General features: G+C 43.2%; 16 protein-coding genes. 4 read left to right on the forward strand and 12 right to left on the reverse strand.

The window, feature by feature from the left end:
* From F6K20_RS06970 to F6K20_RS06995, 6 genes are all read right to left on the reverse strand, one after another.
* On the reverse strand, positions 1-233 hold a 233-nt coding region (locus tag F6K20_RS06970; RefSeq protein WP_287294222.1), incomplete at its 3' end, for a DUF3747 domain-containing protein.
* Between the two features lie 303 nt (positions 234-536).
* Entirely contained in the window at positions 537-1,052 is a 516-nt protein-coding gene (locus tag F6K20_RS06975) for a peptidylprolyl isomerase (protein WP_287294225.1), read from the reverse strand.
* A 65-nt stretch (positions 1,053-1,117) separates the two neighbouring features.
* The gene (locus tag F6K20_RS06980) at positions 1,118-2,473 is read right to left on the reverse strand and encodes a D-alanyl-D-alanine carboxypeptidase (RefSeq protein ID WP_008181373.1); all 1,356 of its coding nucleotides are present in this window, start codon (positions 2,471-2,473) and stop codon (positions 1,118-1,120) included.
* A gap of 251 nt (positions 2,474-2,724) precedes the next feature.
* Positions 2,725-3,054, reverse strand: a complete 330-nt coding sequence (locus F6K20_RS06985) for a hypothetical protein (protein ID WP_071103669.1) — start codon at positions 3,052-3,054, stop codon at positions 2,725-2,727.
* A complete protein-coding gene (locus F6K20_RS06990; RefSeq protein WP_137985393.1) occupies positions 3,014-3,226 on the reverse strand; it encodes a hypothetical protein in 213 nt (70 codons plus the stop codon). The genes F6K20_RS06985 and F6K20_RS06990 overlap by 41 nt, the downstream gene beginning before the upstream one ends.
* Positions 3,227-3,265: 39 nt before the next feature.
* The gene (locus F6K20_RS06995) at positions 3,266-4,228 is read right to left on the reverse strand and encodes an MDR/zinc-dependent alcohol dehydrogenase-like family protein (RefSeq protein WP_008181369.1); all 963 of its coding nucleotides are present in this window, start codon (positions 4,226-4,228) and stop codon (positions 3,266-3,268) included.
* Positions 4,229-4,257: 29 nt separating this feature from the next.
* On the opposite strand from F6K20_RS06995, the gene F6K20_RS07000 reads away from it, so the two are divergent.
* Positions 4,258-4,440 carry a hypothetical protein gene (locus F6K20_RS07000; RefSeq protein WP_131827011.1) on the forward strand — a complete coding sequence of 61 codons (183 nt, stop codon included), beginning with the start codon at positions 4,258-4,260 and terminating at the stop codon, positions 4,438-4,440.
* Between the two features lie 196 nt (positions 4,441-4,636).
* Here the strand turns inward: F6K20_RS07000 and F6K20_RS07005 are convergent, their stop codons facing one another.
* On the reverse strand, positions 4,637-4,828 hold the full coding sequence (locus F6K20_RS07005; RefSeq protein ID WP_287294230.1) for a hypothetical protein: 192 nt from the start codon (positions 4,826-4,828) through the stop codon (positions 4,637-4,639).
* Positions 4,829-4,830: 2 nt separating this feature from the next.
* On the opposite strand from F6K20_RS07005, the gene F6K20_RS07010 reads away from it, so the two are divergent.
* A complete protein-coding gene (locus tag F6K20_RS07010; RefSeq protein WP_008181366.1) occupies positions 4,831-5,190 on the forward strand; it encodes a four helix bundle protein in 360 nt (119 codons plus the stop codon).
* 132 nt (positions 5,191-5,322) lie between these two features.
* Here the strand turns inward: F6K20_RS07010 and F6K20_RS07015 are convergent, their stop codons facing one another.
* The 3 genes from F6K20_RS07015 to F6K20_RS07025 all read right to left on the reverse strand — a co-directional run bounded on the left by F6K20_RS07015 (position 5,323) and on the right by F6K20_RS07025 (position 8,880).
* Positions 5,323-5,451 (reverse strand): hypothetical protein, encoded by a 129-nt coding sequence (locus F6K20_RS07015; protein ID WP_008181364.1) that lies wholly within the window; start codon positions 5,449-5,451, stop codon positions 5,323-5,325.
* Positions 5,442-7,511, reverse strand: a complete 2,070-nt coding sequence (locus F6K20_RS07020; RefSeq protein ID WP_044492490.1) for a pentapeptide repeat-containing protein — start codon at positions 7,509-7,511, stop codon at positions 5,442-5,444. Before F6K20_RS07020 ends, F6K20_RS07015 begins: the two co-directional genes overlap by 10 nt.
* 415 nt (positions 7,512-7,926) lie before the next feature.
* The gene (locus F6K20_RS07025; RefSeq protein WP_287267201.1) at positions 7,927-8,880 is read right to left on the reverse strand and encodes a pentapeptide repeat-containing protein; all 954 of its coding nucleotides are present in this window, start codon (positions 8,878-8,880) and stop codon (positions 7,927-7,929) included.
* 737 nt (positions 8,881-9,617) lie between these two features.
* On the opposite strand from F6K20_RS07025, the gene F6K20_RS07030 reads away from it, so the two are divergent.
* On the forward strand, positions 9,618-9,818 hold the full coding sequence (locus F6K20_RS07030; RefSeq protein WP_287267204.1) for a hypothetical protein: 201 nt from the start codon (positions 9,618-9,620) through the stop codon (positions 9,816-9,818).
* Positions 9,819-9,843: 25 nt separating this feature from the next.
* Complete coding sequence (locus tag F6K20_RS07035) at positions 9,844-9,996, forward strand: hypothetical protein (protein WP_229419883.1); 153 nt, start codon at positions 9,844-9,846, stop codon at positions 9,994-9,996.
* On the opposite strand, the gene F6K20_RS07040 is transcribed toward F6K20_RS07035, so the two are convergent.
* The gene (locus F6K20_RS07040; protein ID WP_287267206.1) at positions 9,983-11,878 is read right to left on the reverse strand and encodes a pentapeptide repeat-containing protein; all 1,896 of its coding nucleotides are present in this window, start codon (positions 11,876-11,878) and stop codon (positions 9,983-9,985) included. The genes F6K20_RS07035 and F6K20_RS07040 overlap by 14 nt on opposite strands.
* 761 nt (positions 11,879-12,639) lie before the next feature.
* Complete coding sequence (locus F6K20_RS07045; RefSeq protein ID WP_502708083.1) at positions 12,640-12,909, reverse strand: c-type cytochrome; 270 nt, start codon at positions 12,907-12,909, stop codon at positions 12,640-12,642.
* Positions 12,910-13,025 lie beyond the last annotated feature (116 nt).

Genomic DNA, 13,025 nt, shown 5'->3' on the forward strand with positions numbered 1-13,025 from the left:
TCAACAACTGGGTTAGTGCCACTTTCACGCCAGCACGCTTGCCAGTTGGCAATCTGCTCGATGACTAGTAATTGATACTGGTTGTAGCCAAAAGGGGCAGCGACGGCTATAAAATTGTTTCCGTTAACTTCGATGTTGTCAAAAGTATTCGCTGCTGCTGGATTGATAGCGCCTAAGGTAAGGCAAGAAGCTGTAGTGATTGCAGTAGCTGCTAGCCAGGGTGATGTGTTCATTGGTTTTACTGTTCCTAAGTCAGACCATTCCTGGTAGACGCTAACACTAAAGAATTTGCTCCCCTAGTGATACTGTCAAATTATATCAACTCGGCTTGATGAAGAATATCGTAGGAAAAGATAAAAGGTAAGCAGTCAGCGGTCAGTGGTCAGTGGTCAGCGGTCAGCGGTCAGCCTTGGCCAAGGCTTCCGCTAAAAGCGATCGCAGTTAAAACAAATACCAATTAAAGTATGGTGGGCAAAGTTCTATTATCCACAATACTCATGCATAATCAAAATTTTTTTTGCCCACCCTACAAGGGGTTACTCATTAATCGTTACTTTCACCATTTGAACCGGAGTTTGAGGGCGATCACCGCGATCAGTAGGGGTGGTTTGAATGTTGTTTACCACATCCATACCCTCAGTCACTTTACCAAAAACCGGGTGCTTCGAGGGGCCTGGAGAAAACCAATCGAGATAGGAATTGTCCCGTGTATTGATGAAAAACTGACAACTACCGCTATTGGGAGCACCGGTATTTGCCATAGATAATGTACCTGGCTCATTGGAAATTTTGGCATTGTCCGGGTGTTCATCCTGGATGCAGCCGTCAGGACCATTCCCCGTACCGGCGCGACCACTATTGGGATCCTTGCTATAGGGACAGCCAAACTGAATCATGAAGTTATTAATGACCCGGTGGAAATGAAGACCATCGTAGAAACCAGACTTAGCTAGTTTAATGAAATTACCGGCTGTCTCTGGCATCACATCGGTGAACAATTCTACCGTAATTGTGCCTAAGGATGTTTCTAAGGTTGCGGTTGGGTTTGCCATCTATGTTTCTCAGTTATATTAACGAGAGTTTAGTTAACACTAAACCAGGATACAGGAAGGACTCCCTACCTAACAATTTCACTAAACGACCTCTTACCAATCCTCTGGGGTGATGGTTTAATGTCAGAAGGAACAGATTGCACCACTCCCCATTTAGTTACTAATTCTTTTAGCAGCACCTCTTGTTGAGTCCGGTATTTGGTATAGTCTCCTCCTGAATTCATCACAGCAAACCAAACAGTGCCATAGGTTTGAGTTGGTAAGGCTCCGGCTAAGGTACTAACATAATTTAAACTACCGGATTTGACTACTGCTAAGTTAGGCAATGGACGTTCATTTAAAATACCTTTGTCTTGTCCTACGATGGCAAATACATCAGCAACGGTCATGTTGTATTGCTTAAGATAGCGCTCAATGGCGAGAAATACAGCAGTGACAGCCCGAGGAGACATGCGATTTTCTTCACCTAAACCAGAGCCATTGATTAAGCTAATTTCTGATTGGGGTACTCCCGCCGCTTCTGCTGCTTTGCGGGCTACCACCTTGGCACCACCAGCTGTATTGGCTAGCATGTCGGCCATTTTATTATTACTGTAGCGATTCATTTTCTTCAGCAGTTCCGCCAGGGGAAAGGAATACTGGCGCACTAGGGGCTGTAGATTGTCAGGGGGTGAAGCTACCACTTGCACAGAGCCTGCGATCGCAATTTCCGGTCTAGGGGTACCTGGGGGTAAGGTCTGATACTGAGTTTCTGCTGCTGGTGGCCAACTCTTACCATTCAAGCCTTGCTTGAGCAGAGTGCCAGCTTTGAGGGGTAAGGTCTCAAAATTCATATAAAACTTACCCACAATCACCAAATTACCGGTTACTTGCTTGATACCTAACTGATTTAACTGGTTGCCCACTGCTATGGCTTCTTCCCAGACAAAAAACGGGTCTTCTGACCCTTGAACCACTAGGTCCCCCTGTAGCACCCCATTCTCAATCGGTCCAGTGGCGCTAAATTGGGTAATGAATTGGTGGTCAGGACCAAAGGTAGAAAGAGCAGCTAGTGTAGTTGCTGCTTTGGTAAGGGATGCTGCTGGTAAAGGAATAGTGCCTTGGTGATTGGCTAACAGGGTATCTCCTGATTCGATCCATATCCCTTGATTGGTCTTAGTCATCCCTTTGGCAGATAATCCTTTTAGGTATTGGTCAACACTCTGTTGGCTTCCTGGAATAGGATTCGTTTCCGCAACAGTTAGCGGTTGATCAGGCTTTGGGATCACCTTTAGTGCATTCTCTGGTTCTGAGGACTGGGAAGACTCTGGATCAGGAGATGGAGATACGCCCTTTGGGGAATCCGCCCCATTACATCCAATTACTAGTGCTAGGAGTAGTGTAGATAGTGTACCAGTTACATAAGTCTTCGTTTTGAGCATTATTATATTAGGTGATATCTTTCCAAATCCTCTAGAATTATCTACTATAATCGAGCCTGATCCAATCCTCGATTATAATGCTATATTCTAAACTGAAAATACTATAGCTTTTGGTAAGCTATCAGCTATCAGCTTATGCTTAGATAGGCTTTCACCCAGACTTTAAATTCTCATTAATCTCTCAATCTTAAATTTTCAAATAGGTTTATTTTAAGCTGACAGCTGACGGCTGACGGCTGACGGCTGACAGCTTATATCTTTTCTTCTAATTGTTTAAGTTTCAAATTTACTTCCAAATCATCCCGTCCTACAATAGTTTCTATGTTACCGAGGCGTTCTTCTATCTGTTGTACCTGATTAGGAAGAAGGGTTTTATCGGACTTGTTATGAGAGTGCCAAACAAAAGCGGTGCTAGTTGCTGCTCCTCCGATTACAATCATCGGTATGGCTAACTTATATCTGCCTGGGGCAAAAATCATACAAATCGCTAACATGCCAGTAGCATATGACCAAATTTGTTTGGTGGTCATTGCACGGATATTAAGAGATTTCTCGAATTCGGATTGTTGTTGATAAGTCATAGTTTAGTAAAGGGAATAGGGAATCGGGAATCGGGAATCGGGAATCGGGAGTAGGGAATCGGGAATCGGGAATCGGGAATCGGGAATCGGGTGCGTAGGGTGCGTTAGGGGCGGACTTGCCCTTAATCTTCGCCTCGTAGCCAGGGTTGGGATAGTCCGCCCCGTAACGCACCACCAAAAGGCTCGCTATTCATCACCTATTACTAATCTTTCAAGAATTCTGGTCCATGGTCAGTAAAATTTTCAAGACTCCCCGCTGCTGGGCATGGTTAAAGGCAGTTAACCCTTCCTCAATTGGGTAATGACTTTGGATTAGGTAGTTGACATTTACTTTATCTTGTGCTAGTAAATTTATTGCTGGTTTAAAGGGACCGCAACGGGAACCGATTAGGGTAATTTCGTCTACTACTAGAGACGAGGCATCAAAGGTTAGGTTGCCAGCATAGGTACTTTTTAATACCAGGGTACCTCGTGGGCGCAACGCTCCCCGGGCAAGGGCAAAGCCTTCGGGGTTGCCAGTACACTCCACTGAGATATCGAAAGGACCGTTAGTGATGGCATCGGCAAAGCCTACCTTAATTCCTCTGGCTTCTAAATTGGCCAACTTCTCGTGATGACGGCCAATCACTAGCAAATTGCAGCCCGTTAGGGCTAGGGTTTGTGCCACCAGTTGTCCCAGCTTACCGTCTCCGACTACTAACACCTGGTGATCGGGAGCAACCCTGACTTGTTCCTGAATTTCCAGAGCTGCAGCCAAAGGCTCGGTAAAGGTTGCGGCATCAGTAGAAATAGTATCCGGTAAGGGATGTAAGTTTTTTACCGGCAAGGTCAGATAGTCAGCAAAAGCTCCGTTACGGTTAACAATACCTAAGACAGTACGGTTTTGGCAGTGAGTGGGTTGTCCAGTTCTACAAAATCGACACTCACCACAGGCGGCATTAATTTCTCCCACCACCCGCTGGTTGACTAAATTCTCTGGTCCATCTTCCACAACACCAACAAACTCATGACCTAATATACCCTTGTAGGGGTAATAGCCTCGGATTAGTTCCAAATCAGTGTTGCATATTCCCGCACGCAATACCCGCACTAAGGCTTCATCAGAGGGTGGTGATGGCACAGGTAGGTCAGTGCGCAGTTGCAGTTGCTGGTTTTCGAGCCAGAGTCCTTTCATTGTTGGTTGTTGTAACAAGATTCTAGAAATTGGTTCCTATTTCTTATCTTAGCGATCAGCAGTCAGCCTTCAGCCTTCAGCCTTCAGCCTTCAGCCTTCAGCCTTCAGCCTTCAGCCTTCAGCCTTCAGCCTTGGCCTTGGCCTATGGCCACGCTACGCGAATGGCCACGCTACTTGAGGTGCGGTCAGTGGTCAGTGGTCAGCTAAGGTAACTCAGATTAAACTAATGCTTACCTACTTTTATTAAAAAACTGATTTCAGCTGTCAGCTGTCAGCAGTCAGTGGTCAGCAGTCAGTGGTCAGCGATCAGCTGTCAGTGGTCAGCGGTCAGCCGTCAGTAGTCAGTAGTCAGCGGTCAGTAGTCAGCCGTCAGCCTTTAGCCTTTAGGTAAAAACTGAAAACTGATAGCTAATAGCTGATAGCTGATAGCTGAAACCTGATAGCTGAAACCTGATAGCTGATAGCTGATAGCTGAAAGCTGAAAACTGAAAACTGAAAGCTGATAGCTGACCGCTGAAAGCTGATAGCTGAAAACTGAAAGCTGAAACCTGAAAGCTGATAGCTGAAACCTGAAAGCTGATAGCTGATAGGAGCATTCAATATTGAGAGATTTTAAAAAATTGAAAGTTTGGGAAAAAGCCCATCACCTGACGTTATCTGTTTATAAGGCAACCCAAGTATTTCCGAAGGAAGAACTTTATGGGTTGACAAGCCAAATCCGTCGCTCTTCCGCTTCAATCCCTGCCAATATTGCTGAGGGATGTGGTAGAAACGGAAAAGCCGAACTAGCCCGTTTTCTTCACATTGCTATGGGTTCAGCAAGTGAACTTGAATATCATCTGTTACTGGCTTACAATCTTAACTTACTCAAAGCCAAAGACTATGAATTCCTGGCAGCAGAAGTAACAGATATTAAACGCATGCTTACCTCTTTTATTCAAAAGCTGAAAACTGAAAGCTGATAGCTGTCAGCCGTCAGCCGTCAGCCTTTAGCCTTTAGCCTTTAGCTGAAAACTGAAAGCTGAAAGCTGAAAGCTGATAGCTGAAAGCTGAAAACTGATAGCTGATAGCTGTCAGCCGTCAGCCGTCAGCCGTCAGCCGTCAGCCTTTAACTGATAGCTGATAGCTGATAGCTGAAAACTGAAAGCTGAAAGCTGATTACTGAAAGCTGATAGCTGATAGCTGAAGACTGAAAGCTGATAGCTGACTAAACTTATGTCCATCCGTCGATTGTAGCCATCAAAATGTTAACCAAAGGATGGTCTATAGCTTCCTTGAAGGCTTCTACTCCTCCTGCTTTCAGGGCATTGATTACCTTAGCTTTTAAGGTTGGGTTAGTCTCAATTTGGTCAATAACTTCACCTACAACTATCATCTTATCTTTGTTGGTTGTAGTGGGATTAGTCTGGGATAGTTGGTTGAGGAGTTGCTGGATTTCTGCTGCTGCTTCGGCTAAGCTTTGTTTTTGCTCTGATCTGAAATTATTCGTGTTAACTTGTCTAGCATTGTCGTTGAAAACATTAAAATTATTAGGATTATTAGCTTGGCTTTGGTCTATATCTAGATTATCTATATTAAAATTACGTGAATTATCTGACATATCACTCTTGGCTTTAGCTGTATTTGTAAAATTAAGTATAGGATTGGATGACTGATTGCTGGTAAAAGCGGCTCTAACAAATTCCTTCATATCCTGATTATGACTTCTTTCCGCCTCTAGCAGAGCAGTTTGTTTTGCTGCTTCCAACCTAGCTTCGTAAACTGCTAAAAAATGTTTTTCAAAGTTACCTTTATCTGTGGCTTCTGGAACTTCCAAGGTAAGTAAAACATCATTGCCTTTCTTCTCAATGGCTTGAATCGAATCACTAGTAATTGCAGGATTTTCCGCCATTATTTTTTGAAAGGCTTGACGAAATGCTTCTTGATTAACACCATTGCGCAGCAGAATCTGTACCGTATTCATAATCTTATTATAGAGCTTTTCAAAATCCCCTGGTTGGAAAACTCTGTCAGGGTCATGGGGATGACGCTCTCGACTTCCTTGAGAATTGGGATTCTCTAATAAAAAGACATACTGACAATCAACGTTAGTTAAGGTAGTTGTTGAGTCAATATTCCACGCTTCTAAACAAGCTCCGGTAAAATAAGCATGAGTAAAATCAGTACCAATTGCTTGAGCTTCAGTTAAATTAGTCCATTCTAAATTAGCCTCCTCTAAAGCGGCTTCGCTAATATCAGCTAGTTTTAGATTAGCCTTATTTAAATTAGCTCCTTTTAAATTAGCCCCTCTAAGATTGGCATTACTATAATTAGTATTATAACCATTACCACTAACCAATAATTGTCTGACAACAGTATCAGCTAAGATAGTTTTACCTGGTCTAGCTCGGTCAAGTTTAATAGTATTTCGCCAACAAGTACGAGTTAGAGTAGCCTCTCTTAAATCTGTACTTTTGAGCGTAGCTCCCGTAAAATCAGCATCAGTTAAATCAGCTTTGTAAAAACTGGTACCTCCTGTAGCAGCAAAGGCAATAGCGATAGTGTGAATCCAGGCATCTCGGGGGTCTCCTTTTAGAGCACGCCAGCCCAGGTAAGCACCAAGTAATACTAAGGCTATGGCTATGGCTAAGGCTAAGGCTATGTCTACGGGTCCCGTTAAGCTGAAGTTGCTGGCAATGGCGCTGGGGAAGGCGCTGGGGAAGACGAAGGCGCTGGCGATAGCGCTGGCGATAGCAATGGCAAATGTGAGGGCGCTGACCCTGGCGATGGCGAAGACGAAGGTTATGGTGATGGCGAAGGCGAAGGCGCTGGATCTTGCGAAGATGAAGGCGAAGGCGCTGGGGAAGGCGCTGGCGATGGCGAAGGCGCTGGCAATGGCGCTGGCGCTGGCGACTCCTGCTCCGAGCCCTTGACGCAGGATAACACTATATAATATTATTAGTATAATCAAGGCTATCCAACCGAACACTTGGTTTTCTAAGTTGTTATCAAAGATTAACCCTACTACCCCCCCAGCAAGTAGCGAGGCAATTCCTGATACTCCTGAAACTATCAATGAAACCAACAGAATAACAGTTACCCACCGTTTTTGTAATCCAGCTTTGGCCTTACAAAACTTAGTTCTAGTTAGATTAGCTTTCTTAAAGTTTGTTCCCCTAATATCAGTTTCACTAAAATCTGCCCCTAAAAGGTTTTCCCCCTTAAATGACTGACCTCTGAGATTTACCCTGCGGAAATCCCTTTCTCCATTCTTATATCTGGTTAGAACTTCATTAGCTTTCATTGAGTGATAGTCATTAGTCATTAAAGCAGGGTAAACCAGTCTGATGTTGAAACGCCTACTGGATATTAGATTTATAATCTAAGTATTTATCCTTAGATTATTTTTGCTTATTCATTTAGATGCATTAACCCTGACTTAGCGATTATACTCCCGACGAAGGAAAACCGGAGGAAGAGAGTATTGATTATAAACTGATTCTATGTAATAAATTGGTATTGTATCACAAATCCTAATTGATTACATGACAATTTCTCAGGGAAAATACTTAAAATCCTGAGCAAAAACACTTAAAAAATAAAAAACTATAGCGCTATATCAAGGGGATAGGGAAAGAGAGGGAAGTGTGGGGAGTAGTGTCAAGATTATTATCAGCTAACCGCCGACGGCTGACCACTGACGGCTGACGGCTGAATACTTACGTTTGATCTCGTCTAGCCAGGTCAAGTTCACTAGTATTATCCAAACAAATACCAGTAAGATTAGCCTTTCTTAAATCTGTACTTTTGAGGGTAGCTCCGGTAAAGTCAGCATCGGTTAGGTCAGCGTTGTAAAAACTAGTACCCCCTGTAGCTGCAAATGCGATCGCAATAGTGCGAATCCAGGCATGTTTAGGGTCTTGGTTGAGAGCTTCCCAGCCCAGGTAAGAACCAAGTAAAGACAACAGGAAAGCTAAGGTTCCACCTATGGCAGAGGCGACCTCGAAGCCCAAGGCTCCTGTTCTGGAAAAGGTCAAGGCTGACTGCTGTACAGCAAAGACTCCAGCTACAGCTGCACCTACCGCTACCAACAAGCCTAAGACTCCTACTAAGACACCATCCAAGACTCCCGATCCCGCTCCAGTTGTAGCTACGGCTAGGGCTATGACCAAGGGTAAGCCTAAAGCAAAGGCTAGGGCGAAGGGGAAGGCTAAGCCAAAGGCTCCAGCGACAGCAACAGCTACGGCAAAGGCAAAGACCAAGCCTACGACTAAGCCTTGGACTGTTTGAATACCTTGACCAAGGATAACAACAAATAAAACAATTATTGCCACCAACGCTATCCAGCCAAAGATTAGGTTTGCTCCCTGGACATCGTTAACGATGAATGCTGCATAACACCCACCATAAAATGATACAATTGCTGATAGTATTAACGCTATCGATGAAACCAATAGAATAACAATTGACCAGGATCTTTGTAATCCAGCCTTGGCCTGACGGAACTTAGTTCCGGTTAGAATAGTATTCTTAAAGTTAGCTCCTCTAATATCAGCTTTACTAAAATCCGCTCCAGAGAGGTCTCTCCCTTGGAATGACTGACCCCTGAGATTTTCCCTGCGGAAATCCCTTTCTCCTTGGGCATATCTTGCCAGAATTGTTTGAGCTTTCATTAGCATTTATAGGAGTTATTAATTGGGTGAGCTATAAATTAGGGAGTCGGGAGTCGGGAGTCGGGAGTCGGGAGTCGGGAATAAATCTTGCTTGTAGATTTTAATTACTATGATAAGGGCTATAGTCATTAGTTACTAGACCAGGATAAATCAGTATTATTTTTAAATCCCTACTGGATATAAGATTCATCCTCTAACTATTGATACTTATAGCAATCGCTTTAGCAATTGTGATAATTTTTACTCCCTACTTCCTACTCCCTGTTGCCTTTGATATAGAGGATTTTTGCTTATTAATTAAGATGGGTTTGCTATGCCTTTGCGGTCAGAATCCCTAAGGAAAACCGCAGGAGGGCAGTTTCAATCAGACACCGGTTCGCTATAGGTGATTAAGATTTTGTTACTAACGACTACCAAGACGGTATCACAAATCCTGACCAACAAAACTTAATATAATCTAAAATTATAGCCCCACCCTGCGCCCCCGCCCTATACCTCCCACAATCGCCATACCTCCCACAATCACCATACCTCCCACACTTCCCACACCTCCCACACTCCCGATTCCGGACTCCCTAACAAGTTTGTTACAAATTTTTTCAAAATATGCTATAATATAATATTTTTTGTGGTAAACTAAAAGTGTGGAGAATAAATTCCACGGAAGAGCCAGCCCGGACATGTTCAAGCGGGTCGGGCTGGCTCTTGATCCCCATTTACAGGAGACAACTTATATTATGTGCTATAGTCAACGCCTATACGGATGGGTCATGATTCGGCTATTGCCACCGATGCCACCACTAGTTTTCGCTCGGTTTGACAATCTTTCCGATGCCAAAAGCTATTCTCAGGCTATGAAACAGTTGATGCCCGATGGGAAATTTTTGATTTTTTTTGATGTCAGTCTGCCAATAGACCAAGACGAATCTGAATCTTAGGGGTTTGTGCTCAGGGGAATCGGGAGTGTGGGGAGATGGGGAGATAGGGAGATGGGGAGATGGGGTAAACCTGTTAAAGTTAACTGCTTTTCCACTATTCCCGATTCCCGATTCCCGATTCCCGATTCCCGATTCCCTGTTCCCGACAACTGCCGCGAAGTCTACTATTTTTTGTTAGGCCACCAGAACTTAATTTTAATTGGATTGGATGACTGTTTAATCGGATTAGATGACTGCTTACTGGGAAAACCAGTGGTAATAAATCTAATCAGTTCACTAAGATTCTCAACCAGGGGAGTTTCAGCTGCTAATTTACCCTCTATAAGAGCAGCTTGTTTCCCTGCTTCCAACTTAGCTTGATAACGTTCTAAAAATTGTTTTTCCACCTTACCTTTATCAGTTGCTTCTGGAACTACTAAGGTAAGTAAAATATCATTACCTTGATGTTCAACTGCTTGAATCGAATCACCAGTAATTTCATGATTTTCCGCCATTAGGTCTTGAAAAGCTTGACGAAATGCTTCTAGATTAATACGATTATGCAGAATAACATTAAAAGCATTAATACTTTTGTTATGTAGCAATTCTAAATTAATTGTATTAATGTTTGTTCCCTGCTCCCTACTCCCGTCTTGATGCAGTCGCTCATGAGGGGAACCCACAAGACCGCGCTGCATCGCTACTCCCTGTTCCCTGTTCCCTGCTCCCTGCTCCCTGTTCCCTTTGCTATCGAGCTTTTTAAGCTGACAATCAACATTAAAAAAGACATACTTACAATCAACATTAGTTAACCTAGTTGTTGAGTCAATATACCATGCTTTTAAACAAGCTCCAGTCAAATAAGCATCAGTAAAATCAGTACCAGTTGCGTGAGCTTTAGCTAAATTAGCCCATTCTAAATTAGCGCCTCGCAACGTAGCTTGATTAAGATTAGCCTCTTTGAGATTAGCGTAATTTAGATTAGCTCCTCTGAGATTACAATTCCGATAAGACTTATTTTCACCATTACCAGTAACTAATAATTCTCTAACAGCCGGATTAGCTAAGATAGTCCAGTCGAGTCTAGCTTGATCAAGTTGAATCGTATTTCGCCAACAGGTACGAGTGAGATTAGCCTTTCTTAAGTCTGTACTTTTGAGGATAGCTCCGGTAAAAGCAGCATCGGTTAGGTCAGCATTGTAAAAACTTGTACCTCCTGTAGCAGCAAATGCGATCGCTTTATTGCGAATCCAGCTATCTTTGAGGTTTCCTTTGAAAGCACGCCAGCCCAGGTAAGCACCAAGTAAGGTGAAGACTCCGCCTAAAGCTACGGCCAAGGCTCCCGCTCCGGATAAGGCTATGGCTGCGCAGTAGACCACTACAACAAAGCCTAACGCTACGTTCAACCCTAGCTGTCCGGCCAAGGCTCCTGCCAAGGCCAAGGGCAAGGCCAAGGGCAAGGCCAAGGGCAAGGCCAAGGTATTGCTTAATAATGGAATGATTTTAAGAGTTGTGTGGAATCGGGTTCTTTCCCCTTCCTGATCTTTGGCGGTGGCCATGCTGCTCACCCCACTCCTGTTCATTCCTTGATTCAGCAATGACACAAAGATTAAGACAAAGGCGAAGGGCAAAGCAAAGAGCAAATATTCATCACTAGATGCTGCTGCGAGTACGATACTAGTTGCTTGGCAGAAGGTTGTTGTGATCTCTTGAGGAAGAATAAGAATAAATAAAATAAATATAGCTATAGCAAGAAAGATAAGTATTTCAGATTTATTGAAAGACTCAAATAGTAATGCTAATAACACTCCACTATATAGATAGGCAGTTCCTGATAGTCCTGACGCTATCCATGAAACAAAAACCAGAACAATTTCCCACCGTTTTTTTAATCCAGCCTTGACATGACAGAACTTAGTTCCGGTTAGAATGGCATTCTTAAAGTTTGCGCTTGTAATATCAGCGTCACTAAAATCTGCCCCGGAAAGGTCTATCCCTTGGAAACACTGACCTCTGAGATTTTTCCTGCGGAAATCTCTTTCTCCTTGGGCATATTTTCTGATAACTTCTTGAGCTTTCATTAATTTGATAGCAGTTATTAAAGGGAATAGGGAATAGGGAATAGGGAGTAGGGAGTAGGGAGTAGGGAATAGAGAAAAATATTGTGTACCTTAATTACTATGAGAACGGCTATAGTCATTAGTTGCTATAGCAGGGGAAACCAGTCTGATTTTGCAATCTCTACTGCCTCTAAGATTTATCCTCTCAATATTCATACTGAGAGGATTGATACTGAGAATATTTTTGGTGATTAATTTAGATGCATTGACCCTGGCTTCGGGATCAGACTTGCGGAGGAAAACCAAAACAGGAGAGTTTCGATTAGAAGCCGGTTTGATACACTTGTCTATTATTCTATCACAAATTGTCTGGCCAATATCACAATTGGTGACCGATAAAACTTAATAAAATATAAAATTATAGCGGTTGTCATCCTAATGAGGTACACATAATTTTTGCCCTGTTTCCTCTTCTCTCTTCCCTATTCCCTATTCCCTATTCCCTATTCCCTGTTCCCTAAAACCAGAAACTCTGTACCTCACAAAATTGAAAACCGCTATATACCGCAGCGCTATAAAAAATAATTAGTGGTCAGCAGCCAGTTGCTAATGAAATTACCACCAACAACTAACTACTAACCACTAACTTAAACTTTCAATTCCTTTAGTAATCTAGGAATTCTAAATAGGTTGTGAATTATTACTTAGACAGAATCCCTTAACTACAAATGTTTTGGGTTGATTGATTTTTACAAATCGTTTATAAACCCGATTGTATCAATCTACTGCCAACCATTGTCAGCTTGATACAACACATAATCAGCAAGGGCTGTAATCACATCCGGTTTTAGGCGACCTTTGAAGGCTGGCATGGGGGGCTTACCATTGGTGATCTGGTAAACGATCTTGTCCTTAGAGTACATGCCATACTTCTCAAGGGCATCCTTTTTCAGAGTTTTTTGGGCATTGATTAAATTCTTGCCACCCGCATGACAACTGGCACAGTTACCTGCGAAGACTTGTGCTGATTTAGCTAGGGCTGCTGGATCTATGGCTGCAGCTACTTCGACAGGTTCAGCAGGAGTAGTTTCTTCCTCTGCTACTGCTTCTGGTTCAGCGGGAGCAACAGGCTCAGGTGCTACAGCTACCTCAGTAGTTTCAGCAGGAG

Source organism: Moorena sp. SIO2C4 (genome assembly GCF_010672485.1).
Taxonomy (GTDB): Bacteria; Cyanobacteriota; Cyanobacteriia; order Cyanobacteriales; family Coleofasciculaceae; genus Moorena; species Moorena producens.

What these genes read in the sequence shown, in the direction of transcription:
- F6K20_RS06975 (WP_287294225.1), bottom strand. Translation starts at nt 1,052, where the DNA reads ATGGCAAACCCAACCGCAACCTTAGAAACATCCTTAGGCACAATTACG.
- F6K20_RS06985 (WP_071103669.1), bottom strand. Translation starts at nt 3,054, where the DNA reads ATGACTTATCAACAACAATCCGAATTCGAGAAATCTCTTAATATCCGT.
- F6K20_RS07025 (WP_287267201.1), bottom strand. Translation starts at nt 8,880, where the DNA reads ATGAAAGCTCAAACAATTCTGGCAAGATATGCCCAAGGAGAAAGGGAT.
- F6K20_RS07020 (WP_044492490.1), bottom strand. Translation starts at nt 7,511, where the DNA reads ATGAAAGCTAATGAAGTTCTAACCAGATATAAGAATGGAGAAAGGGAT.
- F6K20_RS06995 (WP_008181369.1), bottom strand. Translation starts at nt 4,228, where the DNA reads ATGAAAGGACTCTGGCTCGAAAACCAGCAACTGCAACTGCGCACTGAC.
- F6K20_RS07015 (WP_008181364.1), bottom strand. Translation starts at nt 5,451, where the DNA reads ATGGACATAAGTTTAGTCAGCTATCAGCTTTCAGTCTTCAGCTATCAG.
- F6K20_RS06980 (WP_008181373.1), bottom strand. Translation starts at nt 2,473, where the DNA reads ATGCTCAAAACGAAGACTTATGTAACTGGTACACTATCTACACTACTC.
- F6K20_RS07040 (WP_287267206.1), bottom strand. Translation starts at nt 11,878, where the DNA reads ATGAAAGCTCAAGAAGTTATCAGAAAATATGCCCAAGGAGAAAGAGAT.
- F6K20_RS07030 (WP_287267204.1), top strand. Translation starts at nt 9,618, where the DNA reads ATGTGCTATAGTCAACGCCTATACGGATGGGTCATGATTCGGCTATTG.